This is a genomic window from Gordonia sp. NPDC003950, assembly GCF_053605205.1.
The window spans coordinates 1-24497 of sequence record NZ_JBSGIT010000041.1; the positions used below are offsets into that span (position 1 = coordinate 1).

Here is a 24497-nt window from a genome sequence, read left to right on the forward strand (position 1 = left end):
CCTGGCTCTGTTGCCGCTCTGTGGGCGGCGGTCGCCACCGGTCGCGACCGCCTCGCACTCACCAGTCCTCGAGCCGGGTGATCCCGTCCTGAAGTGCGCGGGCCAGCAGATGCGTCTTGGTCGGCGCGGGGCGTCCCACGCCGGAGTACTTCGCGCGGATGCGGGCCAGGTGCGTGCTGACCGTCGAGGCGGCGATGAACAGATGTTCGGCCGCTTCCTCTTTGGACTCGGCCCGCAGCCAGGCCAGCAGCACCTCGACCTCGCGGGGCGACAGGGACGGCCGACGCACCGACGGGGTCTCGACGACCGGGGTGGCGGGCGCCGGACGCATCGGAGCGCCCGGACCGACCGGCCGGGGATGCGTGGGCCGGTAGTCGGCGATGCGCGTCACCGGTGCGGGCGGGCGGTGTCCGGGTCGGACCTGTCCCGGCGTCATCCGTCCTGGCGGAACCGGTGCGGGCTGACCCGCTGCGGGGTGGCTCGGTCCGAATCGGCCGGGGACCTGCCGCGCCGGTGCGGGCTGCGCGCTCGCGGTCGCGGTTCGGGTCGTCGGGGCGGGGAAATCAGAATGCGCGGTCGTCACCGTGGTTCCTCACTTGTCGGGTGGCCGCGGCGGTCACGAGGCGTGGTGCCGAGCGCACATCATTCAGGTCGTCACAGCAGATCTTAAGGCTCCGCTCAGATACCGAATAGTCCCAACTCGGGGGACGATCCTTCCGTCTGCAAGCACTTTCCCCTTTTTTGAGGACGTCTCACGCCCGCGAATCTCGTTGACCAGGCGTTGTTTCGATGCCGCCATCGTCACCCGCCCCACTGAAGTCGACGCGATGCTGTCCGTCCGCCGTCCGGACGACGATCGTGCCCACCGGAACGCGGCCGATCGGGTGAACCCGCGCGGTGATCGAACTCCCGGCCGCGACGTCGGCCAGCAGGCCGATCAATCGGGCGCGCATCTCCGCGAGCACCGGGTCACGTGACGATTCGGCCGGGGCACCCGGCAGGGCGGATGCTGCGCCGGCATCGTCGAGCAGGGTCACCGTGGCGCCACGTTCCCGCGCCGCCCACACCGCGTCGACCACCTCGGGTGTATCGAGGGCGCGGGCGCGGATTCCGTCGCGCAACCGGGCCTCGACGAGGCGGCACCGGAATCGTTGCGCAGGCGTCAGCGTCGCCCCGGCGGCGATCGTCTCGAGCAACTGCCTGGCCTGTTCGTCGAGCCGCGCGAATTGACCGTCACGCTCGGCCGTCGCCGCCGCCACCGACGCCGCCGCACTCGCCTCGCGCACGGTCTGCGCCCGCAACGCATAGATCTCGCGTGCCGCCGGACGAATGATCGCGGCGAACAGTGTGGCCATCAACAGCACGGCGACACTGCCGATCTGGGCACCCAACCACGGTGTCGCCTCGGGCCACGCCGCTCCCACCGAACCGAGCATCGATGCACCGAACGCGCACCAGGCGGCCAGGACGCGCCCCCGCACACACATGAAGGCGCAGGTCGCCGAGACACAGCCGCCGACGGTCCCGAACGCGACGGCCGGCGGCGAGTCGCACGCCGCCGTGGCGAGCGCGGGGGCCACCGCCACCATCGTCGCGGTGATGGCCGTCGCGGTGGCGCCCATCGGATCACCGGGCGCGAGGATCAGCGCCCCGACCCCGGTGAACACGAGCAACAGGACCACGAGAAACAGCGGCCAGGACCGCACCCCGCCGGCGCCGAATCCGGCGGTGATCAGGCAGGCGCCGACGAACCAGGCGATCACCGCGTACACCCAGCGCGACTGCAATCCGATGATCGTCGACGCGTCGTTGCGTGGGTGTTGCCGGAGCAGAACGCGCACTGCGGCTTTCATGACTGCCGCCACCACAGCTGGACCGTGGTGCCCGCGCCCGCCGCGCTGCGGATACGGGACCCACCGCCGGGAATCGAATCCATCCGCAGCCGGATGCTCACCTCGATCCCGAGCCGTTCCGGGGGCACCGCGCCGGTGTCGAATCCCCGTCCGTCGTCGATGACGGCCGCCTGCAGCGAGTCCGGGCCGAGTTCGATGACGACCACACATTCGGCGTCCGGGCCGGCGTGGCGGGATGCGTTGCGCACGGCCTCGGCGATCGCCTCCCCGACCGCCGCGATCACCTCGGCCGGATACACGGATGCTCCCCGGTCGGTGTCGGCGCCCGGAGTCCTGGTGAGGTGCACACCGACGTCCTCGGACACCGAGGACACGCTCACCCGCAGACGGGCCGCGGCCTCGTCGCGGGTCACCGGACGGTGCGGACCGACCGCCGCGAGCGAGTCGAGCTCGGACAGCGCGAACCGGGCCTGACCGGCCAGTCGTCCGTCGGCGTCGCCGGACTCCGCCGCCAGCAGGGTGGCGATCACGTGGTCGTGCACCAGCGCGTCGAACCGGGCCCGCTCGACGTCACGCGCGGTGGCGGCGGCGGTCGTCGAGGTGACCCGCAGTGCGGTGGCGCGCGTCTGATCGAGGGTTTGACCGGTGCGCCGGATCATGGCCGCGGCGAACAGGAAGATCGAACTGTAGGCGACACCCCAGATGACCTCGGTGATCGTCGAGGCACCGAGCGCGCCATGACGGCCGAGATCGGTGACGATGGTCGAGGCACAGATGCAGATCACCAGATGGATCACGCCGACCCACAGCGGGCGGACGAGCACGATGGCCAGACTGGGCAGTCCGCCGAAACTCATCAGCCAGGTCACCCGGTCCGCGCCGCTGGCCACCCCGTTCCAGGCGATCAGCCACAGCACGCAGGCACCGACGTAGCCCACCGAGGTGAGCACCGAGAGGGCGACGAGGACTCGTGGCCTGACCTCGGAAACGAAGCTGTAGGCGAAGATGGCGATGCCGGGGAGGAACGCGAACACAGCGGCGACCGGAGTGAACCAGGCCGCGACGAACGTCGACGTCGGCGCGAACTCAACGGCGGAGACCAGCAGGTAGGCGAGGAATCCGCCGCCCACAAACCGGGCCATGAGTCGTTGGATGCGGGCCTCGCGCGGCCCCATCGCGGTCCTGGGATGGTCGGTCATCGGGTGCGTGGTCACGGGTCGGGCGGGTCGTCGCCGCGGCGCGGCATCGGCAGCCACCCGTCCTCGATGGCCCGTTTGTACAGGTCGATCTTGGTGCGGGTGGGGCGACCGGCGTCGGCATATTTCTGCCGGATCCGCTTGAGGTACTCGTTGACGGTCTCCGCGCTGACACCGAGCGCGGCGCCGACGCCGGCCGAGGTCTCCCCCGAGGCGTACAACGCCAGCACCCGCTGCAGTTGCGGGCTGAGGTCGACCGCGGCGAGTTCGGGGTCGCCGTCGATCGCGGCGGCCCACTCGGTGGTGAGCACGGCGCGCCCCTGCCCAGCCGCACGCAGCGCCTCCCGGATCTCGTCCTCGGACGCCGATTTCAGGACCACGCCCAGGGCGCCGGCCCGGGCGGCCGACCGGAGCAGCGCCGGATGCTCACCGGAGGTGTAGACCACCGCACCGATGCCCGCGTCGCGGAGCCGGTTGACGTTCTCCCGCGGGGTCGTGCCGTCGTCGAGACGCAGATCGAGCAACACCAGATCGAGTTCGACGCCGGCGGCCAGCAGTTCGTCGACGGTGGCGGCGGCCCGCACGAGTTCGATGTCGGGTTCGGGCTCGAGGACACGTTCGATCCCCCAGATCGGGGATCGGTGATCGTCGACCATGCCGACCCGAAGAGTTCTGCCGGGCATTGCGACCACCTTCCGATCCCTGCGTTGCGTGACGTGTCGTATCACGAGAATCGGACATCGGCCCTCACGCGTGGCTATCCACCGCGGGTTTTTCATCCGAACGGGCGTACGCCGGGACGCCGGAAAAGGGGACACCGGGGCCGGTCGTCCGGCAAAATAGAACACGTTCTAGAAACCATACGGCGGGAGTTCGCATGTCCACCCCTACCCAGCATCAGGTCCTCGGCGAGACGGTCACGATGCCCGTCGAGATCCGGACCGCACGCTGTTTCGTCGGCGGGTTCTCCGCCGACGTCACCGCCATGCAGCGGGCCATCGACGGCGCGGGGCCCGGAGATCGTCGCCTCACCCCGCTGCGCATCCGCCGTGATCGCGGGATGTGCATGCTGGTCTTCGTCGAGTACATCGACGGCGACCTCGGACCGTACAACGAGTTCGGGGTATGTTTTCTGGTCAGCGATCCGGCCGCGCCCGCCCCGTCACCCGTGGCCGCGCTGCGCTCGCTGTTCGCCGGGGACGCCCGGGCCCTCATCCACCACCTCCCCGTCGACGGCGAGTTCACCCTGGCCGCCGGCCGTGGCATCTGGGGCTTTCCCAAGACCCTCGCCGACTTCGACGTCGATCACGACTCGGCGACCCGCCGCGGCCGCGTCAGCGCCGACGGCGCCCTGATCGCCGACCTCACCGTCAAACCGGGCCTGCCGATGCCGGGCTCTTCGGTGGAGGCGACCCTGCACGCCTACTCCCAGCTCGACGGCGTGCTGCGCAGCACGCCGTGGCGGCTGCGGTCGATCACCGGAACCCGCACCCGGGTCGGCGGCGCGCTCCTCGAGCTCGGCGATCATCCGATCGCCGACGAGCTGCGCACACTGAAGCTGTCCCGGCACGCACTGATGTCGACCTCGGTCCGCAGCCTCGCGATGACCTTCGACGACGCCGAGACCGTGTGACCCGACGGCGCTGTTCGGTGAGTACGTAGACTGGCTCGCAGTCCACCAGCCCCAGTCCAAGGCGGTAGCCCGTGAGCAACATGGAAACCCAACCGGCAGAAGTCGAATGCCGGACCATCGGTGACGACGCCCGATCCCCGTCCGGTGTGCTGCGGGTGGAGGTGCTCACCGCCCGCGACGTCCCACTCGGCGGCCCACGTGCGATGACCGTGCATCGCACCCTACCCCAGCGCGACCGATCACTGATCGGCGCCTGGTGTTTCGCCGATCACTACGGGCCCGACGATGTCTCGGCCACCGGCGGGATGAACGTCCCACCGCATCCGCACACCGGATTGCAAACCGCGAGTTGGCTTTTCACCGGGGAGATCGAACACCGCGACACCATGGGCAATCATGCGATGGTGCGGCCGGGTGAGCTGAACCTGATGACCGCCGGTCATGGGATCGCACACACCGAGGTCAGCACCCCCGACACCACGGTGCTGCACGGCGTGCAGTTGTGGATCGCGCTACCCGACCAGGCCCGGGACACCACAAGGGATTTCGCGCACTACGAACCACCGCTGGTGACCGTCGGCGAGGTCAGCGCGCTGGTCTTCCTCGGCGACCTGATGGGTAGCAGTTCACCGGTGCGCACCTTCACCCCACTGCTCGGTGCCGAACTGCGCATCCCACCGGGAGCGCGGATCACCCTCGACGTGCGCCACGACTTCGAACACGGCGTCCTCGTCGACTCCGGCGTCGTCGAGATTGCCGACTCGATCGCAGAACCGTTGCGGCGCACCGAACTCGGCTACATCGGCCTCGGCGCCGAGGCGATCACGCTGGCCAACGTCGGCGACGAGACCGCCCGCATCGTGTTGCTCGGCGGCGAACCGCTAGACGAGGACATCATCATGTGGTGGAACTTCATCGGCCGCACCCACGACGACATCGTGGCGTTCCGCGAGCAGTGGATGGAACACTCTGAACGCTTCGGCCAGGTGCAGGGTTACGTCGGTGATGTGCAACATCTGCCCGCCCCGAGGCTGCCCGGAACACGGCTACGCGCCCGGGAGAACACTCCCGGGCGCGCACGTGGGTGACCGATCTGCTCAGGCCCCGTTGAGAAGTCGCGCGAAGTTTGCGATTCCCGACGCCTCGGCTGCGGTCGCCGCCGGTGACGCCTCGGTGTCGGTGGGCGCCGACCTCGCGGGCCGATCGCCGGTAGCCAGCAGCGCCGCGAGTTCGCGTGCCGCACGATCGATCCGATCGCCCAGTGTCGCGGTGTCACCGGAACCGCCGGCCCAATCCTCTTCTGCCGCATACACTCCCGTCGGAACGACCACCATCCGCAGGTAACCGAACAGCGGACGCATCGCGTGGTCGAGCACCATCGAATGCCGCGGGCTGCCGCCGGTCGCCGCGATCAGCACCGGTTTCCCGGTCATCGCGTCGACGTCGACGAGGTCGAAGAAGGTCTTGAACAGCCCCGAGTACGACGCGTTGAACACCGGTGTCGCCACGATCAGGGCGTCGGCGTCCTGAACCGATGCGATCGCGTCGCGCGCGGCGCCGGTAGCGAAGCCCGCGGCCATCGAGCGGCCCAGGTCCACCGCGAGATCACGAAGGTCGATGATCTTGACGTCGATCCGGCCCGCGCCGAGCACGGCGGTGGTGGCCGCGGTGAGCCGGTCGACGAGCATCCTCGTCGACGACGGCTCGCTCAGGCCGGCGTTCACCGCGACCAGGCGGATCATGCGTTCACCGTCGCATTCTGTTGCGCTGCAACATCAGCGGCGTCTCGCGCGGCCACCAGCGATGCATGGGTGGGTGCGTCGGGAACCTCGGCGGGCCGGCCCGCGGCGAAGCCCTCGCGCAGTTCCGGCAGCACCGCACCGAGTTCGTCGAGCTGCTCGAGCACGGTCTTGAGCGGCAGCCCGGCGTGATCGACGAGGAACAGCTGACGCTGGTAGTCGCCGAAGCTCTCGCGGAAAGACAGTGTGCGATCCACGAATTCGGCCGGGCTACCCACGGTGAGCGGGGTTTCGCGGCTGAAATCCTCCAGCGACGGGCCGTGTCCGTACACCGGCGCGTTGTCAAAGTAGGGCCGGAACTCGTTGATCGCGTCCTGAGAGTTCTTGCGGATGAAGAACTGTCCGCCGAGACCAACAATCGCCTGGTTGGCCTTGCCGTGCCCGTAGTGCTCGTAGCGCTCGCGGTAGAAGTTGATCAATCGCTGGAAGTGGTCCTTGGGCCAGAAGATGTTGTTGGCGAAGAAACCGTCACCGTAGTAGGCGGCCTGCTCGGCGATCTCCGGGCTGCGGATCGATCCGTGCCAGACGAACGGCGCGACGTCGTCGAGCGGACGCGGCGTCGAGGTGAACGACGTCAGCGGGGTGCGGAACCTGCCCTCCCAGTTCACGACGTCCTCGGTCCAGAGCCGGTGCAGCAGGTGGTAGTTCTCGATCGCAAGCGGGATGCCCTGCCGGATGTCCTGCCCGAACCAGGGGTAGACCGGTCCGGTGTTGCCGCGGCCGAGCATCAGATCGACGCGACCGTCGGCCAGATGCTGCAGCATCGCGAAGTCCTCGGCGATCTTCACCGGATCATTGGTGGTGATCAACGTGGTCGCGGTGCTCAACTGCAGGGTCGAGGTCTGCGCCGCGATGTAGGCCAGGGTCGTCGTCGGCGACGACGAGAAGAACGGCCGGTTGTGGTGCTCGCCGATCGCGAAGACGTCGAGGCCGATGTCCTCGGCCTTGCGGGCGATCGTGACGATCGCCTTGATCCGCTCGTACTCACTCGGCTCGATCCCGGTGGTGGGATCGACGGTGATGTCGCTGACGCTGAACAGTCCGAATTGCATCTCGCGCCTCCTGATCTTGTGGGTCTCACCCTACCTAACCGGACCATGGTCCGTTTGATTCCCGCGAGCGAGTCCGGCCCCGGCGACGCGTTAGTGTTGGCTTACCCGAACCACAGGAGTCGCAATGAAGCTTCGCAAGTCCATCGCCGCCGCAACACTGGCCGGCACCGCCCTGTTCGTCGTCGTGGGCTGCTCGGAGGAAGACCAGCAGGCCGCCAAGAACGCCGCCAGCAGCGCGGTCGACCAGGCGGGCAGCAAGGTCACCAGCGTTGCCCAGTCCGTGAGCAGCGAGGTCGCCGACGCCGTCATCGGCCTGCGAGTGAGCGACGCCCAGACCATCCTCGACAAGGCCACCAACCCCAACACGTCGGCCACCGACCTCGCCACCGTCGTCGACACCAGCAACCCGGCGAACGTCCCCGCGATGCAGGCGTTCGCCAAGAGCGCCTCGGGCGCCGGCTACACCTTCACCGTCAAGAACGTCTCGAAGGACGGCGACAACCAGGCCAAGGTCGACATCGCGGTCAAGAGCCCGCACATCCCGATGCCCGACGGTGCGCCGATGACCATCACCTATGTCAAGGTCGACGGCACGTGGAAGCTGTCCACCGAGGCGGTCAACGCGCTCGCTGCTCAGGGCGCCCAGCACGGCGGCTGATCTCCACAGACGACAGAAGCGGGGCCCGATCCAGTCGGGCCCCGCTTCTTGTTGGTCTGTTCCTGTTGGACCCTGCTGCGTCAGCCGACGGCGCGCAGGTGGCCACGCCCCTCGTCACCCCGCGGAACGTCGCGGCCGAGCCAGCTGAGGATCTCGCCGATGGCGCCGGCGACCTGGTCCGGTGAACCCAGCTTGCCGACGTTGGGCAGGCAGTGCAGCACGGATGCCGGAAGGGCGGCCTCGGCGTTGATGGAGTGTTTCGACGCGACCTGCTCGTAGCGAGTCAGCGCCTCGGCGAGCGCGCCGTAGGTCGCGGCCTGTCCGCTGTGTCGCACCGCAGTGAGACTCGGGGTCAGTTCGGCCTTGGCGAACACCTGGTCGATGATGGCCCGTGTGCGCTGTTGCTCCCACGAGAAGCTTGAATGGCTCATAGTTTTCCTTCGCCCCCCGCTCGATCCCCATCGAGCTCGTGTTGGACAGCCTGTCATCCAAACGGTTGAACCGCCGCCGAGAACTCCCGACTGTTGCGCACGTCACAACGAATGAAGGTCGCGGTCCTCGAGTGCTGTGATATCAGAACGCAACCGGTGCGGATGTACCCCCTGATGCTGATGTGAATTTGGAGTACTGGACGTACGCATTACGTACGCATTGCTCACGAGGGGAAACGGCCATGCTGCACGCCAGATCATCACCGATCGGCAACGAATCAGGACCTAGTTCACATCAGCATCACTAACCACTTTCGCAACATCTGCCCCATGCCTAGCGTGGTGTTTGTGGGTCGTCCTTAGACCGAAGTTACGTCGGCTTAGAAATCCGCTGTGAAGTGCGGTGCGGTAATGGGGATTCATTCGAACGAATGACAAACTGGACAACAACGGCCAGCAGGCCGGCCAAGCGAGGGAAAGAATGACAGATTCAAGCTTCGAGTGGGGGCAGCGGACACGTCTGATCGTCGACGATGTCCTCGCAAAGGCGGAACTGACCCCGAGTCTCACGGCGGTTCGGTACGGCAGCCAGGCCGTCAGCTACGAAACTCTCGCCGACGCGCTCGGGCGCTACGAGCAGGTGGCGTCGAAACACTCCATCAACATCGAGGCCGCGCTGCCGGCCTCCGTCCTGCATTGCCTGCCCAACGTCGGCAAGCTGGGTTCACCTGATGCCGTGGCCCAGGCAATGGGTCAGATCGTGACCTGGCTCGGCAGGGATATCTCGCGACGCGACGACGGTCATGGCCGTGGTCACCTCCGCGCCGTCAGCTGATTCCGCTCGCCGACGGCGGTTCGTCGGAACCACCACCGGACCTGACACCGATCAACCCTGGTCTGTGGCGGTCCGATCGGCCTCCATCGCTTCGATCAGGCTCTTCGGACGCAGATCGGTCCAGTTGGTCTCGACGTATTCGAGGCAAGCGGCCCGCGAGTCCTCACCGAATACTTTCTTCCAGCCGGCCGGGATATCGGCAAAGGTCGGCCACAGCGAGTGCTGGTTCTCGTCGTTGACGAGAACGTAGAAGCGGCCGTTCTCGTCGTCGAATGGGTTGGTCATGGATGGTGCTCCTTCTCTCTCCTTGGTCAGGCTACCGGCGGCATCTGGAGCCGACTTCGTCGGTCGCCGCCTGGACATCGGCAGGGTGTGCCGGCGCGTTACTCGCGCCGCGGGTCTTCCATATTCATGAGTGCTGCATCGATCGCCGGGCCGATCACCGACAGCGAATCCGTGTTCGCCATACCGAGGTGATGGGTGTCGACGTCGATGTTGTGGATCGTGCCGCTGAAATAGCGTCGCCAGCTCTCCGCGACGATGCCCGGGTCGGGCTTGTCGGCGGTCGCGGTGTAGACGTACAGATCACCGTCGAAGGCCCGCGGCCGGAACGAGGCGAGGACGTCGGCCGACGAGTCGAAGCTCTCCATGATCCGCTCCACTTGGTCCTCTGCCAAGAGGCCCATGCCGGCAATCTGCTCGCGGATGACCGCCAACACCTCCTCGTCGTTGCCCGCGGTGATCGATTCGTCGATGTCGAACAGATCACGCCACCCGCCCAACACGTCGACAGCCGCATCCAGGTCGATCCCGTCGCCGGTGTCCGGCTCGACGGATTCGGCGGCCGGCGCATCGGGATCGGGCACCAGGGAATCCATTATGCCCACGAAGCCCACCGCCGCACCGGATTCTTGAAGAAGTGTCGCCATGGTCTGCGCGATGTAGCCACCGATCGACCACCCCAGCAGGTGGTAGGGACCGTCGGGTTGCACCCGCCGGATCTCGTCCACGTAGCGTGCGGCGAGTTCGTTCGCGTCGAACACGGACTCCTCACCGGCGGCGACGTGCGGGTCCTGCAGACCGTAGATCGGACGGTCGGTCAGATACGGGGCCAGACCTCCGTAGAACCAGGCTAGGCCGCCGGCCGGGTGGACCGCGAACAGCGGGGCTCGCGCGCCTTCCGTCCGGAGTGGCAGCAGCACGTCTCCGACGGACTGCCCGCCTCCGGTGATCCGGCGCGCCAACGCGCGCGGCGTCGCGTCACTGAACAACCACGCGAGCTCGGCCTCGCGACCCGCGGCCGCGAGGTGCGCACGAACACGAACGGCGGCCAGCGAATTGCCGCCGATATCGAAGAACGATTCGGTGGCACCGACCCGATCCACACCGAGCACCTCCGCGAATGCCGCCGCAACCGCCTCCTCCGCCTCGGTGACCGGAGCAACGTAGTCGGCAGTGTGATCGCTGAAGACAGGCTCGGGCAATGCCTTGCGATCGATCTTGCCGGCATTGTTCAGGGCGATCTGTTCGACCGGCATCCACACCGACGGAACCATGTAACCCGGCAACTCCGCAGCCGTCACAGCCTTCACCACGTCCAGATCGACTGATGCCGGTGCGACGTACCCGACCAACTGTTCACCGGCGTGGCCGACGGCCACGGCTGCGGCCGCGTGCACCACACCCTCAGCCGATGCCAGCACGGCCTCGATCTCACCCAGTTCGATGCGCTGGCCGCGCAACTTGACCTGGAAATCGGTGCGGCCCAGATACTCGAGCTCCCCGGCACCGTTCCACCGCACCAGATCACCCGTGCGATACAGGCGTGCACCGGGCTCACCGAACGGGTCGGCAACGAACCTCTCGGCCGTCAGCACCGGCTGCGATGCGTACCCACGCGCGGCCTGTGGCCCGCCCAGATACAACTCGCCGGCCACGCCACGCGGCACCGGCCGCAACCGCCCGTCCAGCACCAGCGCCGCCGTGTTCGGCATCGGCACACCGATCGGGACGACGGTCAGATCGCCGCTCAACGTGGCCGACTCCGTGTAGACAGCGCACTCGGTCGGCCCGAACAGGTTGGTCACCGAAAGCCCCGGCATCCGCGCGGTCACACGCTGATACACCGCAGGTGGCAACGCCTCCCCACCACAGAACATCCGCTGTACCGACGCGAACGCCTCCGGCCCGGGAACCGTGTCGAGGAACACCGAGAGCAACGATGGCACGAACTGCACCACCGACACCCGCTCGGCGACCATCAGTCGGGCCAGCGACACCGGATCGCGATGGGCGTCGGGTTCGGCGATCACCATCGTCTGCCCGAACACCGGCGGCCAGAACAACTCCAACACCGACGCGTCGAAGGTGTACGGCGTCTTGAACAGGAGCCGCTGCCCCGGTTCCTGCTCGTTCAGGTCGTTGAACCAGTCCAGGAAGTTTCCGACGGCCGAGTGCGAGACCGTCACACCCTTCGGCCTGCCGGTCGAGCCCGAGGTGAACAAGGTGTACGCCGCGTTCTGGGCGCGCAACACACCGCGCCGCTCACCGTCCGAGATCGGGTCGACGTCCAGATCGACCTCGACGGTCGCGTCCACCTCGCGAACCGACACCCGATTGCCCAGCGCGGCGACCGGCTCGGGCACCGCTCGTCGGGCCGCCACCAACATCAGTTCGACACCGGCCGTCGTCACCATGTACTCGGCGCGATCGACCGGCGTGTAGGTGTCCAACGGCACATACTGACCGCCGGCGGCCAACACCGCCTGCACTGCCACGAGCATCTCCACACTGCGATCGATGCACACACCGACCGGCACGTCCGGACCGATACCCGCGGCGATCAGCTCTCGGGCCAGCACCGCCACACGCGCACCGAACTCGCCGTAAGACACACTCCGACCCTCGAAGACCAACGCCTCGACGTCGGGGATCCGCGCCACTTGCTCGGCGAACGCATCGGCCAGGGTGGTCACCCTGCGACGGTGGACCGGCCCCGCTGCCGCCGCCAGTGCCGCCTGCCGCTCGCCGGCCGACATCCACGACCCGTCCCCGACTGCCGCCCCGGGATCTGCGGTCAACGCGTCGAGCAAGGCCACGAAACGGCCGCCCACCGACTCCAAGGTGGCCACGTCGAACATGTCCGCGGCACCCGTGATCGAACCCGCCCAGCCGCCACCGGTCGCACCCGTCATCAGCGTCACATCCAGGTCGAGCTGCGCCGGACGAGGCATCCCCTCGACCGGCGCGAGTGACAACCCCGCCACCTCGATGTCCGCCCGCGCGGCCGACGCCCCCGGATCGAACGAGAAGATCACTTGCACCAATGGTGAGAACGCTTCACTGCGCACCGGATCGACCGCCTCGACCAGCGCCTCGAACGGCACCGCGGCATGGGCGAACGCATCGAGGTCCGCGGACCGCACCCGCCCCAGCAACGCGTCGAACGACTCGGCCGGATCGACGTGCGTGCGCAGCACCAAGGTGTTCGCGAACTGGCCGATCATCCGGTCCAGCACCTCCTGGCCACGACCGGCGATCGGTGTTCCCACCACGATGTCGTCGGTCGCCGACAACCGCGCCAGCAGCACCGCGAACACGGCGTGGGCCACCATGAACGGCGTCATCTGACGTGCCTGCGCCAGGGCCGTCACACGCTCGGCGACCTCGGCCGGCACACCGAATTCGGCCTGCGCACCGCGGTGGGTGGCCACGCCCGGGCGTGGCCGATCGGACGGCAACGCCAAGACATCCGGCACCCCGACGAGCTGTTTCCTCCAGAAGTCGAGTTGGCGACCCAGGATCGAATCCGGATCGTCCGGCGAACCGAGCACCTCGTGCTGCCAGATCGCGTAGTCGGCGAACTGGACCGGCAGCGGCTCGAACGCCGGCTCCTGACCGGCGGCACGAGCCGCGTACGCGGCGACCAGGTCGGTGATCAGCGGCAGCACCGACTCACCGTCGGCCCCGATGTGGTGGGCCACCACCGCGAGCACGTGCTCGCGGTCGGAGATCGGCCACACCCGCACCCGCAACGGCCACTGGGATGTGACGTCGAAACCGTCGAAGGCGGCGGCTTCCAGGGCCTCCTGGGAATCCACCACCTGCCACACGTCATCGACGCGCTCGCCGACCGTCGCGGCGGGCGAGATCACCTCGACCGGCACACCATCCACGTCCGGGAACACCGTCCGCAACACCTCGTGCCGCACGATCACGTCGACCACCGCGGCCCGCAGCGCCGCCACATCCAGATCGCCGGACACCGTCATCACGGCGGGAATGTTGTACGTCGAATCCTCGGGAGCGAACTGATTGATGAACCACATCCGCTGCTGGGCAAACGACAACGGAATACGTTCCGGACGCGGAACCACCGCAACCACCGGCGGCAGGCCCGGATCGCGATCGGCGGCGATCGCCACCAACTCCCGCACCGACGGCGCCCCGAACAGGTCCCGCACACTCAATTCGACGTCCAGCACCCGCCCGGCGCGGGCGACCAACCGCATCGCCGACAGTGAGTTGCCGCCGGCATCGAAGAACGACTCCGCTGCCGACACCCGCTCGACCTCGAGCACCTCGGCGAACACCGCGGCCACCGCCGCTTCGGCCTCTCCTTGGGGAGCGACGTACTCTGCGGTCGCCACCACCGGTTCGGGCAAGGCCTTCTTGTCCAGCTTGCCGACCGGGGTCAGCGGCAACGCATCGAGCACCGTAATGCTCGCCGGCACCATGAACGACGGCAGTCGTGTGCGCATGTACTCACGCAGGTCGGCCACATCGACGGACTCGTCGGCCACCACGTATCCGGCGAGCGCCGACGCCACCGAACCCCCGACGCCGACGACGACGGCCGACTCGACCCCGTCATGAGCGCAGAGGACCGCCTCGATCTCACCCAGTTCGATACGCAGCCCCCGCAGCTTGACCTGATCGTCGCGGCGGCCGGAATACTCCAGCACCGGCTGTCCATCGGCTCCACGTCGCCATCGCACCACGTCACCGGTGCGATACATCCGGGAGCCAGCCCCGCCGAACGGATCGGCGACGAACCGCTCGGCCGTCAGATCTGGCCGATTCAGATAGCCGCGAGCCAGCGCCGGCCCGGAGACATAGAGTTCACCGTTCATTCCCACCGGCACCGGATGCAGCCGCTCATCGAGAACCATGAGCCCCGTACCCGGGATCGGTCCACCCAGCCGCACCGGCTCGCCCGGGCCCAGCGGACCGGTCAGGGCGACCGCGACGGTGGCCTCGCTCGGCCCGTACATGTTGACGATCGGCACCACCGGGGCCCACGCATCGACCAGCGCCTGCGACACCGCCTCACCGCCGGCACCCAGGCCGGTCACACCCGCTAGCGACGCCGGCTCCACCGTCGCCAGGACCGGTGGAGTCAAGAACACGTGCGTGATCTCGTGCTCCCGCACGAAAGTGGCCAACGGCTCGCCACCGACCACATCCGCGGGCCGGTACACCAATGTCCCGGCGTTCACCGTGGCCAGCAACAGCTCCAGGATGGACGCGTCGAAACTGGGCGACGCGAATCCGAGCACCACCGCACCGTCGTCGGCGTTCAGCGCCACCGACTCCGCCTCGGCGAAGGCCCGCAGACCCCGATGGGGCACGGCCACACCCTTGGGGCGGCCCGTCGAACCCGACGTGTAGATCACATATGCCACGTCGTCGAGCCTCGTCGACCCGGCCTCCGCGGCAGTCAGCGGGCCGTCTCCGAACTCGGCCAATTCGGCCCGGAAACCGGTGTCGAGCGGCTGCCACCGGGCGACGTCGGGCAGTCCGGAGACGTCGGCTCCGGCCAACCCGAGTCGGACCTGCGAATCGGCGACCATCGCCGCGATCCGCTCGGCGGGATAGTCCGGATCGATCGGCAGGTAAGCGCCACCGGCCTTCGTGATCGCCCAGATCGCGACCACCAGATCCGTCGACCGCCCCAGCGCCACCGCCACCGGTGAACCGCCACCGACACCGCGGGCCACCAGCCACCGCGCGAGCTGGTTCGAGTACCCATCGACCTCGGCATAGGTCAGCGACGACTCGTCGTCCCGCACCGCCACGCGCTGCGGTGCACGCAACGCGGCGAGCGCGCACATCTCCGCCAGGGTTTGCGGTGGCGGCGCCGTGCGGCCACGCACCGGCACCAGTTTGCGGGCCTGCTCGGCACCGACGATCGGCACATCGCCCACCGGCCGGCCCGGGTCGGCGGCCACTGCGCCGAGCACTGTCACCAACGCGTCCGCGAATCCCGCGATGGTCGCCTCGTCGAAGACGCCGGGCAGGTACTTGAGGGTGAGCAGCAGCCCGTCGGCGTGCGGTGCCACCGCCATGTTGAGGGGATAGTGCGTGGCATCGAGCGAGCTGAAGCCGGTGACCTGCAATCCACCGGCCGAGGCCGAGGCCGCCGACGCTTCGTCACCGGCGAGGCTGTCGGCGTCGACGGGGTAGGACTCGAAGACGGTGAGCGTGTCGAAGAGCACCGGTTGTCCGGCGAGCGCGGACAGCTCCGGTAGCCCGACGTGCTGGTAGTCCAGGACGACGGCCTTGTCTGCCTGCATCTTGGCGAGGGTGTCGCCGATCGTCTCGGTCGGATCGACGTCGACCACCGCGGGCAGGGTGTTGATGAACAGGCCAACCGTGTTCTGGGCCCCGTCGACATCGGCCGGACGCCCCGACACCGTCTCGCCGAAGCTCACGACCCGGTTGCCCGTCAGCCGCGAGACCAGCACCGCCCAGGCGAACTGGAGCACCGTCGCGGTCGTCACACCGAGTTCTCGGGCACGGCCGGCGATATCCGCGGTGAGTTGCGCAGGCAGTTCGACGGCGTGGTCCCGTGGCAGGTTCTCGACCGTCACGTCCGACCTCGTCGCCACCAGACTCGGCTCGTCGAGCGGGGCGAGTACCGTGCGCCAGGCAGCCAGCGCAGCGTCGTGATCGGTGGACGCCAGACGCCGGACATGATCGCCGAAGTCGGCACCGGTGTGTCCGGTGTAGGTCGTGCCGGTGGCGTAGAGCGCGAGCAGATCCGCCAGCACCAGCGGCCCCGACCAGCCGTCGAACAGGATGTGATGGTTGGTGACCACCAGGCTCGCACCATCGGCGTGGCGGACCAGCACGAGGCGGATCAACGGCGGCACATCGAGCTCGAAGCCGGCCAAGCGTTCGGCAAGCGCGATCTCGGCGACCGCTGCCTCGACGTCGACGTCCGCCCTGAGGTCCACCTCGCGCCACGGCACCTCGACCTCGGGCGGTACGACTGCCACCGGTGCACCACTGGGCGTCCGCACGAATCCAGACCGCAGTGCGGAATGGTGGTTCAGCAAGTCGCGCGCGGCACTCCGCAGACGATCGGCATCGACCGCTCCCGCCAGATCGAGCGTGGCCTGTGTGACGTAGACGTCGACGGCCCCCGCGCCGATCAGCTCCGACTGGAACAGCAGACCCTGCTGCAGCGGGGACAACGGCCAGATGTCGGCGCCGGGATAGCGTACGGCGAGATCGTCGAGATCGTCCTGGGTCACCTCCGACCCCGGTACGTCCGACGGCGAGAGGCCCGGATCGCCGATCTCGGTCGCGGCCACGACGCCGGCCAGCTCGGTCTGCCATCGAGACGCGATGTCGGCCACCGCCGAATCCATCTCGGGGTTCGCCGGGAATCGCCACCAGCTGACGATCTCGGGCCCGGCATCGCCCGGCACCACGCTGGCATTGATCGACAGCACGCCGGCCTGACGCAACCCTCCACCGACGAACGGCGGCAGCACCGGCGCATCGGATGCCGGCAACAGGCTCGTCGTGGTCTCGTGTTCGGTTGCGGTACCACGTCCGCCGAGGTAGTTGACGGCGATCGTCGGTAGCGGGCGCCCCGCCAGCTCCGAGCCGGCCACGTTCCGGAGAACACCGAAGCCCAGGCCGTGACTCGGTTGGCCGAGCCGCTCCTCTTTCGCGGCTTTGACCGCGTGGACGATGTCCGACGACGGATCGATGGCGACCGGCGCGATGGAGGTGAACCACCCGATCGTGCGGCTCAGGTCAGCGGTGCGCGGGTCCGCGCCGCTGTCGAGAACCTCTTCGTACCGGCCGTGGCTCTCGACCAGCAACGTGACGGGCTGGTCGTCGACGATGCCCCGGTCGTGCTGCCAGGAACGCACCGCCCGGGCCAATGCGGCGAAGAGCACATCTGTCACCGCACCGTCGAAGGCCTCCGCAACTCCGGTCAGCAACTGCTGGGCGAGTGACGATGCGATTCGGTGCGTCTGTTCGGCGGTGTCGGAGAACCGCGGCACCGCGAGGGGCTCGCCACCGAGCGGTGTCGGCCGTTGCGGCGAACGCGCCAGCCAGTAACCCAGCTCGTCGTCGAATGAGCGCCCGCCGGCAGCAATCGCGCCGAACCAGGCGCGCTGCGTGGTGGCCTCGGAGCGCAATTGCATCGGCTGCCCGGCCGAACGCTGGGCCCACGCCGTGACCAGGTCCTCGACGATGATCGGCCACGACACGGCATCGACACCCAGGTGGTGGATCACGACCACGATGCGGCCGACACCGGCCGCACCCCGGATCAGGACGACCCGCACCAGTTGGCCGGTCACCGGGTCGAGGCGACCAGCGGCCTCGGCGTGCGCCGCTCGCACCGCGGCGTCGAACTCGGGGCTGCCCGGCTCGGCGTCGCACACCTCGCCCGTGACCAGCGCGGCCGCGTCGACCTCGACTCCGGCCGTCAGCTTCCACCCGGATTCGGTGTGCACCAGCCGTGCCGCCAGCATCGGATGCGCCGCGACCAGCGTCTCGACCACCGCTCGCAGGCCTGCGATATCGATGTCGTCGCCGGCGAACAGAACCGCCGACTGGTTGAAATCGGCGAAGTCCTCGGGCTGTTGCGCGCCGTCGACCATCCACGTGACCATCGGGGGCAGAGCGATCTCGCCGCGGCCGCCGCCGACCGGCTCGTCCACCAACGGCAGGCGGGCGGCTCCGGTACCGGCGGCCCGGGCCATGGCGCGGACGGTCTGGTGCTCGAAGATCTCCCGGGGCGACAAGACCAGACCGGCTGCCTTCGCCGCGGACGCGAGCTGGATCGACATGATCGAGTCACCGCCGAGCGCGAAGAACTGGTCGGTGACGCTCACCCGCTCCAGACCCAGCAGGCCGGCCACGATCGTCGCCAGTGTCTCCTCGTCGGCCGTCGCCGGGGCCGCGAAGTCACCGCTGGTGAGAGGGGTCGGCGTAGGTAGCTCGTCACGATCGAGTTTGCCGCCGGGGGTCAGCGGGAGTTCCCGGATCACCAGTAGTTGGGCGGGAACCATATGTGCCGCCAAACGGCTCTTGGCGTGCGTCAGTATCGCTTCGGGGTCCACGTCGCCTCGCGGTGCGACGAGGTAGCCGATCAGCCGTTCCCGGCCGGGTGAATCCTCACCGCGATGTCCGAGCACGACGGCCTGGGCGACACCCGGCTGCGCGGCGAGCACCGCTTCGATCTCGCCGAGTTCCACTCGCTGGCCGTTGATCTTCACCTGGTGGTCGGCGCGTCCGGCGAACTCCAGGTCACCCGACGCGGTCAACCGCACCAGGTCGCCGGTCGCATACATCCGGCTGCCCGGCTCGTCGGCGAACGGATCGGCGACGAACGCCGTAGCCGTCAGTCCCGGCTTGCCGAGGTAACCCCGGGCGACACCCCTGGTGGACAGGTACAACTCCCCGGTGACACCGCGCGGAACCTGGTGCAGACGCGAGTCGAGCACCCGTGCGGTGAAGCCGCCGATTGCGCGGCCGATGGTGATCGGTTTGCCTGGCATCACGCGTGCCTTGGTCGCCCAGATCGTCGTCTCGGAGGGTCCGTAGAAGTTGAAGAGACGACGACCGCGCGCAGCCCAGCGCTCCACCAACTGCGGCGAACTCGCCTCGCCGCCTGTGGCGAGATTGCGGACCGTCTCGCCGAACGCCGGATCAAGGGACGCGAGAACCGACGGCGTGATGATCACGTCGGTGACCTCGTCGCGGACGAGGATCTCACCGAGCGCATCACCGGCGTAGCGCGACGGCGATGCGATCACCAGCGTGTGCCCGGTGGTGACCGCCCACAGGATCTCCAGCACCGACGCGTCGAAACTGGGTGAGGCCACATGGAGGATGCGCACGTCCGGGTTGTCCTCGCGCGACCCGCTGATACCTGCCAGGGCGGCCGCGAGGTCGACCATCCCGGTGTTGTTCACAGCGACCGCTTTGGGACGCCCGGTGGAACCCGACGTGTAGATCAGGTACGCGAGATTGGTCAGACGCACCGATCCGTTGCGGTCCTCGTCGACGATCGGTCCGTCGGGCGTCGAAGATGCTTCCAGCTCGCGCAGGTCGAACCACTCACACGCGCCACCGCGCGCGGAGTCGTCGTCTGAGGCGGTGATACCGAAACGCGCGTGCGAGTCGGTGAGCATGTAGGCGACCCGGTCGGCCGGGTAACCCACATCGACCGGGAGGTAGGCGGCACCGGACTTCATGACGCCGACCACCGCGATCACCGCTTCGATGGACCGCTCCATCGCGATGGCGACCACGTCGTCGGGCGCGACGCCCGCGCGCAGGAGCGCTCGTGCCACCCGGTCGGTCCGGGCCTCGAATTCCACGTACGTCAACTCGACGCCGTCGCATATCAGCGCCGGGTGATCCGGATCGAGGTCTCGCCGGTCGAGTAGGTCCAGGAGGGTGTCGGGCTCGGCGCTCCCACCGCGGACAACCGGGCGCGAGATCGCTGTCTGGGAAACTTCTGTCTGGGAAACTGCTGTCTGGGAAACTGCTGTATGGGAGATCGACGAGGTGTCTGTCGCCGGCGAGTCGCCGACGATGTCGATGTCTCCGATCGCGATGTCCTGCCCGGTCACGATCGCTTCCAGCGCGCGACGATAGGTGTGCGCGAAACCTTCGACCGTGCTCGCGTCGAACAGCGCCGTCGAGTACAGGAAGTCCACCGACATCGGGCTGGTCGCGGTTCGGCCTCGTGCCAGCACCGTGAGGTCGAACTTGGCCTCGTGGCCGTCGGCCGCGATCGGTTCCGCGGTCAGTCCGGCGACCGGCGCGGAGTCCTCCGATGGAGCGCCGTCGGTGTAGGTGAAGGCGATCTGCGCCAGCGGCGAGTACGACGACGATCGCGGCGGTGCGAGTTCCTCGAGGAGGTCGTCGAACTGAACCTGTGCGTTGTCGAACGCATCGAGCACGTCGTCACGGATCTCGCGGAGGAGCTCGTCCACCGACTTGCCCGGGGTGGTGTCCGTGCGCAGCACCAGGGTGTTGACGAACATACCGACCAACTCGTCGAGCTTGGCCGAACCGGTGCGTCCCGCGGTAGGACTCGCCACAACCGTGTCCGCGGTCGCGGCGAGTCGCGAGATCGCGACTGCCAGCGCACTGTAGGACACCATGAACGGAGTGAGCTGGTATCTGCGGCAAAGCTCGTCGATGCGGGCCGACAGGGCGTCGTCGACGGTGAGCGCCACGACATCGCCGCGGCTGTCGAAGACCGCCGGCCGCGGCCGGTCCATCGGCAGATCGGTCACCACGGGAAGTTCGCGCAGCCGCGAACGCCAGTAGGCCATCTGGCGTCCCAACGGGGAATCCGGGTCGCCGACGTCGCCCAGTGTGCGCTCCTGCCACAGCGCATAGTCCACGTACTGCACCGACAGAGGAGGCAGCGGGGGCACCGAGCCATCGAGGCGGTGCGCGTACGCCGCGAGGACGTCGCGCAGCAGCACCGGTGTCGACTCCCCGTCGAAGGCGATGTGATGCACGACCAGGGCAAGCTCGACCGTTCCGTCTTCGGCGCGGCGGATTCTTCCCCGGATCGGCAGTTCGCGTGTGACGTCGAACCCGGCGGCGGTCACCGCGATCAGATCGGCGGTCGATTCGACCTCCGCCCAGTCGAACAGGGCCAGCGCTTCGGCAACGGGCACCACCCGCTGGCTGACCGCGGACGCGTCGTGACCCGGGTACATGGTTCGCAAAACCTCGTGGCGGGCGATCGCGTCGTGGATCGCACCCGTCAGGGCGACGATGTCCACATCGCCGCCCAGACGCACTCCCATCGGGATGTTGTAGGTCGCCGACGTGACATCGAGCTGGTTGAGCAGCCACATGCGCTGCTGGGCGGACGACAACGGAATGCGATGGGGCCGCGGCACCACCGCGGTCACCGGCGGTAGGGCAGGTGACCGACCGGCGACTGCCAGCACGAGGTCACGAACGGTGGGCGCGTCGAACACATCACGCACCGACACCTCGGCATCGAGGGCCTCGGCGGTTCGCGCCACCAGACGCATCGCCGACAAGGAGTTGCCACCGGCATCGAAGAACGACTCAAGCACCGAGACGTTCTCGACGCCGAGTACGTCGGCGAAGACGGCAGCCACCGCCTCCTCGGCCGCCGATGCGGGTGCCACATACTCGGCGGTCTCGAACACCGGCAACGGTAGTGCGGCCCGATCGAGTTTCCCGTTGGCTGTCAGCGGCAGCCGGTCGATGACCATCACGAGGTCCGGCACCATGTAGCGCGGCACCCGCTCACCGACGCGGTCGCGGGTGAGCTGCGGTTCTACCGTCGTGCCGTGGTCGGCCACCACATAGCCGATCAGCAGATCACCACGATGGTCGTCGTCGATCACCCGCGCCGCGGCGCCCACCACACCGTCGACACCCAGCAGAGCTTCCTCGACCTCGCCGTACTCGATGCGGAAACCGCGCAGCTGGATCTGCCCGTCGACACGACCCAGATACTCGATATCGCCGCCGGAACGGCGCGCCAGGTCACCGGTGCGGTACAGCCGGCCGCCCGACCGGCCGAACGGGTCGGCGACGAACCGGGTGGCAGTCAGTTCGGGCCGATCGAGGTAGCCCTGCGCCAGCTGTGCTCCGGCAACGTACATCTCCCCGACGACGCCCCCCGGCACGGGGCGCAACCGGTCGTCGAGAATGTGGATCGCCAACGAACTCAACGGCCGGCCGATGAACGAAGGGTCTGCCGCCGACACGTCGGCTCGCCGGATGGGCCGGTGACTGACATGCACCGTCGTTTCGGTGATGCCGTACATGTTGACCAACTCGGCCTGGTCCTCGGGGTTCTCGTCGAACCACCGCCGCACCTGCTCGAACGCCAGTTCCTCGCCACCGAAGACGATGTAGCGCAACGCGAGTCGCGCGTCAGACCGCCGACGTCGCGCATCGATGAACTGGTAGAACGCCGACGGCGTCAGATTCAGGAATGTGACGCCCTCCTGCTCGAGCAGGCCCACGAACGCGTCGATGTCGCGTGCGAGGTCGCGGTCGACCACCACGACACGTGCACCCGACGAGAGCGGGCCCCACAACTCCCACACCGAGAAGTCGAACGCGTATGAGTGGAACAGGGTCCATACATCGTCGGGGCGGAAGTCGAAGTCCGACGCAGTGGCTCCCAGCAATGCGCCGACATCGCCGTGGGTCACCTCCACGCCCTTGGGCCGGCCGGTGGACCCAGACGTGTAGATCACGTATGCGCGCGCGGCCGGCGGAACGGGCACCGGCGTGAACACCGCGCCGCCGTTCGCTCGGGCCGTCTGTTCGACATCGAGGACCGTCACCGCGCGGATGTGCGACCACAACGCGTGGCCGGCGAGCGAGCCATCGGTGAGAACGACCCGCACCCCGGCGTCATCGACGATGTAGGCCAACCGGTCGACCGGATTGGTCACATCCAACGGCAGGTACGCGGCACCCAGCTTGAGAATGCCCAGGATCGACGCGACCAGATCGACCGATCGCGCGGTGGCGACACCGACAAGGTGCCCGGGGCCCACGCCGGCCGCGACCAAGGCGGCCGCGACGGCGTTCGAACGCTCGTCGAGTTCGCCGTAGGTCAACGACGCATCGCCGGCTGTCACTGCCGTCGCCGACGCATGAGCGGCGACCGAATCAGCGAAGAGATCCACCAGCGATCGACCCGCCGTCTCGGGTATCACCGGCGCCGGAAGCGCCGCCAGTGCGTCGCGCTCCCGGGGATCCAGCAGATCGACATCGCCGATAGCGATCTCGGGATCGGCGGTCACCTGATCCAGCACCGCCAGCAAGCGCTGCGCAAGCGCCTCGATGGTCGAGGTGTCGAACAGGTCGGTGGCGAACACCAGCGAGCCCGGCCACGCTCGGCCCTCCCGAACAGCGATCTGCACGCTGACGTCGTACTGGGCCGGGACCTGCTCGGGCACCATGCGCGCGACGGTGAGACCGCCGACGGCGATCTCGGGCACTTCCAACCCGTCCTGGGTCAGCGTCAGCACAACCTGTGCCAGCGGCGCGAACGCCTCGCTGCGCACCGGATCCACGGCATCCACCACCGATTCGAACGGTGCGTCGGCGTGAGCGAAGGCGTCGAGGTCGGTCTGGCGCACCTGGTCGAGGTACTCGGCGAAAGACACTTCCGAACCTGCCCGTGTTCGCAGCACGAGGGTGTTGACGAACATGCCCACCAAAGGGTCGAGCTCCGCCTGACCACGCCCGGCGATCGGCGTGGCCACACTCACGTCAGCGGTGGCGGCCAGCCGGCCCAGCACCACGGCCAATCCCGCGTGGAGCACCATGAAGGGCGTGACACCTCGCGACTGAGCCAGTTGCCCGATGCGCTGCGCCAGCGGCTCCGAGATCTCGAATCCGACGCGCGCGCCACGGTGCGAGGCGACCCGCGGCCGTGGCCGGTCGGTCGGCAACTCCAGCACGTCCGGCGCGCCGGTCAGCTGCGAGCGCCAATAGTGCAGCTGTCGGCCGACCACCGATTCGGCGTCTTCGGCGGAGCCGAGGACCTCGTGCTGCCAGATCGCGAAGTCCGCGAACTGAACAGCGAGCGGCGCGAATTCCGGAAGATCTCCGGCGACACGGGCCGCATAGGCCTGCGCCAGATCGGCAACCAGTGGCTGAATCGACTCACCGTCAGCAGCGATGTGGTGCACGATCACCGCGAGCACGAACTCACGATCCCCGGACTGCCACAACCGCACCCGCAACGGCCACTGCG

13 protein-coding genes are annotated in these 24497 nt (G+C 68.3%); 4 read left to right on the plus strand and 9 right to left on the minus strand.

What is annotated here, in order from left to right:
• Positions 1-58 precede the first annotated feature (58 nt).
• From ACWETB_RS23140 to ACWETB_RS23155, 4 genes are all read right to left on the minus strand, one after another.
• Positions 59-436: a response regulator transcription factor gene (locus tag ACWETB_RS23140; protein WP_348809188.1), complete on the minus strand. Its 378-nt coding sequence runs from the start codon at positions 434-436 to the stop codon at positions 59-61.
• A gap of 316 nt (positions 437-752) precedes the next feature.
• The gene (locus tag ACWETB_RS23145) at positions 753-1853 is read right to left on the minus strand and encodes a hypothetical protein (protein WP_452213902.1); all 1101 of its coding nucleotides are present in this window, start codon (positions 1851-1853) and stop codon (positions 753-755) included.
• Positions 1850-3052: a sensor histidine kinase gene (locus ACWETB_RS23150; protein ID WP_452213904.1), complete on the minus strand. Its 1203-nt coding sequence runs from the start codon at positions 3050-3052 to the stop codon at positions 1850-1852. The genes ACWETB_RS23145 and ACWETB_RS23150 overlap by 4 nt, the downstream gene beginning before the upstream one ends.
• An 11-nt stretch (positions 3053-3063) precedes the next feature.
• The gene (locus ACWETB_RS23155) at positions 3064-3732 is read right to left on the minus strand and encodes a LuxR C-terminal-related transcriptional regulator (protein ID WP_452213906.1); all 669 of its coding nucleotides are present in this window, start codon (positions 3730-3732) and stop codon (positions 3064-3066) included.
• 194 nt (positions 3733-3926) lie between these two features.
• On the opposite strand from ACWETB_RS23155, the gene ACWETB_RS23160 reads away from it, so the two are divergent.
• Positions 3927-4682 carry an acetoacetate decarboxylase family protein gene (locus ACWETB_RS23160; protein WP_452213908.1) on the plus strand — a complete coding sequence of 252 codons (756 nt, stop codon included), beginning with the start codon at positions 3927-3929 and terminating at the stop codon, positions 4680-4682.
• 71 nt (positions 4683-4753) lie between these two features.
• Positions 4754-5770, plus strand: coding sequence for a pirin family protein (locus tag ACWETB_RS23165; RefSeq protein WP_452213910.1), 1017 nt, complete (start codon positions 4754-4756; stop codon positions 5768-5770).
• A 9-nt stretch (positions 5771-5779) separates the two neighbouring features.
• Here the strand turns inward: ACWETB_RS23165 and ACWETB_RS23170 are convergent, their stop codons facing one another.
• The gene (locus tag ACWETB_RS23170) at positions 5780-6424 is read right to left on the minus strand and encodes a CE1759 family FMN reductase (protein WP_449744137.1); all 645 of its coding nucleotides are present in this window, start codon (positions 6422-6424) and stop codon (positions 5780-5782) included.
• Positions 6421-7533: an LLM class flavin-dependent oxidoreductase gene (locus ACWETB_RS23175; RefSeq protein WP_452213912.1), complete on the minus strand. Its 1113-nt coding sequence runs from the start codon at positions 7531-7533 to the stop codon at positions 6421-6423. The genes ACWETB_RS23170 and ACWETB_RS23175 overlap by 4 nt, the downstream gene beginning before the upstream one ends.
• A gap of 124 nt (positions 7534-7657) precedes the next feature.
• Between ACWETB_RS23175 and ACWETB_RS23180 the strand changes: the two genes are divergently transcribed.
• Entirely contained in the window at positions 7658-8191 is a 534-nt protein-coding gene (locus ACWETB_RS23180) for a DUF4878 domain-containing protein (RefSeq protein WP_452213914.1), read from the plus strand.
• Positions 8192-8271: 80 nt separating this feature from the next.
• Here the strand turns inward: ACWETB_RS23180 and ACWETB_RS23185 are convergent, their stop codons facing one another.
• The gene (locus ACWETB_RS23185; RefSeq protein ID WP_279102016.1) at positions 8272-8622 is read right to left on the minus strand and encodes a hypothetical protein; all 351 of its coding nucleotides are present in this window, start codon (positions 8620-8622) and stop codon (positions 8272-8274) included.
• 481 nt (positions 8623-9103) lie between these two features.
• Between ACWETB_RS23185 and ACWETB_RS23190 the strand changes: the two genes are divergently transcribed.
• A complete protein-coding gene (locus tag ACWETB_RS23190; RefSeq protein ID WP_279102015.1) occupies positions 9104-9457 on the plus strand; it encodes a hypothetical protein in 354 nt (117 codons plus the stop codon).
• Between the two features lie 51 nt (positions 9458-9508).
• Here the strand turns inward: ACWETB_RS23190 and ACWETB_RS23195 are convergent, their stop codons facing one another.
• Positions 9509-9742, minus strand: a complete 234-nt coding sequence (locus tag ACWETB_RS23195) for an MbtH family protein (RefSeq protein ID WP_279102014.1) — start codon at positions 9740-9742, stop codon at positions 9509-9511.
• A 98-nt stretch (positions 9743-9840) separates the two neighbouring features.
• A partial coding sequence (locus ACWETB_RS23200) for an amino acid adenylation domain-containing protein (protein ID WP_452213917.1) occupies positions 9841-24497 on the minus strand: 14657 nt, incomplete at its 5' end.

What these genes read in the sequence shown, in the direction of transcription:
- ACWETB_RS23190 (WP_279102015.1), top strand. Translation starts at nt 9,104, where the DNA reads ATGACAGATTCAAGCTTCGAGTGGGGGCAGCGGACACGTCTGATCGTC.
- ACWETB_RS23160 (WP_452213908.1), top strand. Translation starts at nt 3,927, where the DNA reads ATGTCCACCCCTACCCAGCATCAGGTCCTCGGCGAGACGGTCACGATG.
- ACWETB_RS23145 (WP_452213902.1), bottom strand. Translation starts at nt 1,853, where the DNA reads ATGAAAGCCGCAGTGCGCGTTCTGCTCCGGCAACACCCACGCAACGAC.
- ACWETB_RS23195 (WP_279102014.1), bottom strand. Translation starts at nt 9,742, where the DNA reads ATGACCAACCCATTCGACGACGAGAACGGCCGCTTCTACGTTCTCGTC.
- ACWETB_RS23155 (WP_452213906.1), bottom strand. Translation starts at nt 3,732, where the DNA reads ATGCCCGGCAGAACTCTTCGGGTCGGCATGGTCGACGATCACCGATCC.
- ACWETB_RS23185 (WP_279102016.1), bottom strand. Translation starts at nt 8,622, where the DNA reads ATGAGCCATTCAAGCTTCTCGTGGGAGCAACAGCGCACACGGGCCATC.
- ACWETB_RS23180 (WP_452213914.1), top strand. Translation starts at nt 7,658, where the DNA reads ATGAAGCTTCGCAAGTCCATCGCCGCCGCAACACTGGCCGGCACCGCC.
- ACWETB_RS23150 (WP_452213904.1), bottom strand. Translation starts at nt 3,052, where the DNA reads ATGACCGACCATCCCAGGACCGCGATGGGGCCGCGCGAGGCCCGCATC.
- ACWETB_RS23170 (WP_449744137.1), bottom strand. Translation starts at nt 6,424, where the DNA reads ATGATCCGCCTGGTCGCGGTGAACGCCGGCCTGAGCGAGCCGTCGTCG.
- ACWETB_RS23140 (WP_348809188.1), bottom strand. Translation starts at nt 436, where the DNA reads ATGACGCCGGGACAGGTCCGACCCGGACACCGCCCGCCCGCACCGGTG.
- ACWETB_RS23175 (WP_452213912.1), bottom strand. Translation starts at nt 7,533, where the DNA reads ATGCAATTCGGACTGTTCAGCGTCAGCGACATCACCGTCGATCCCACC.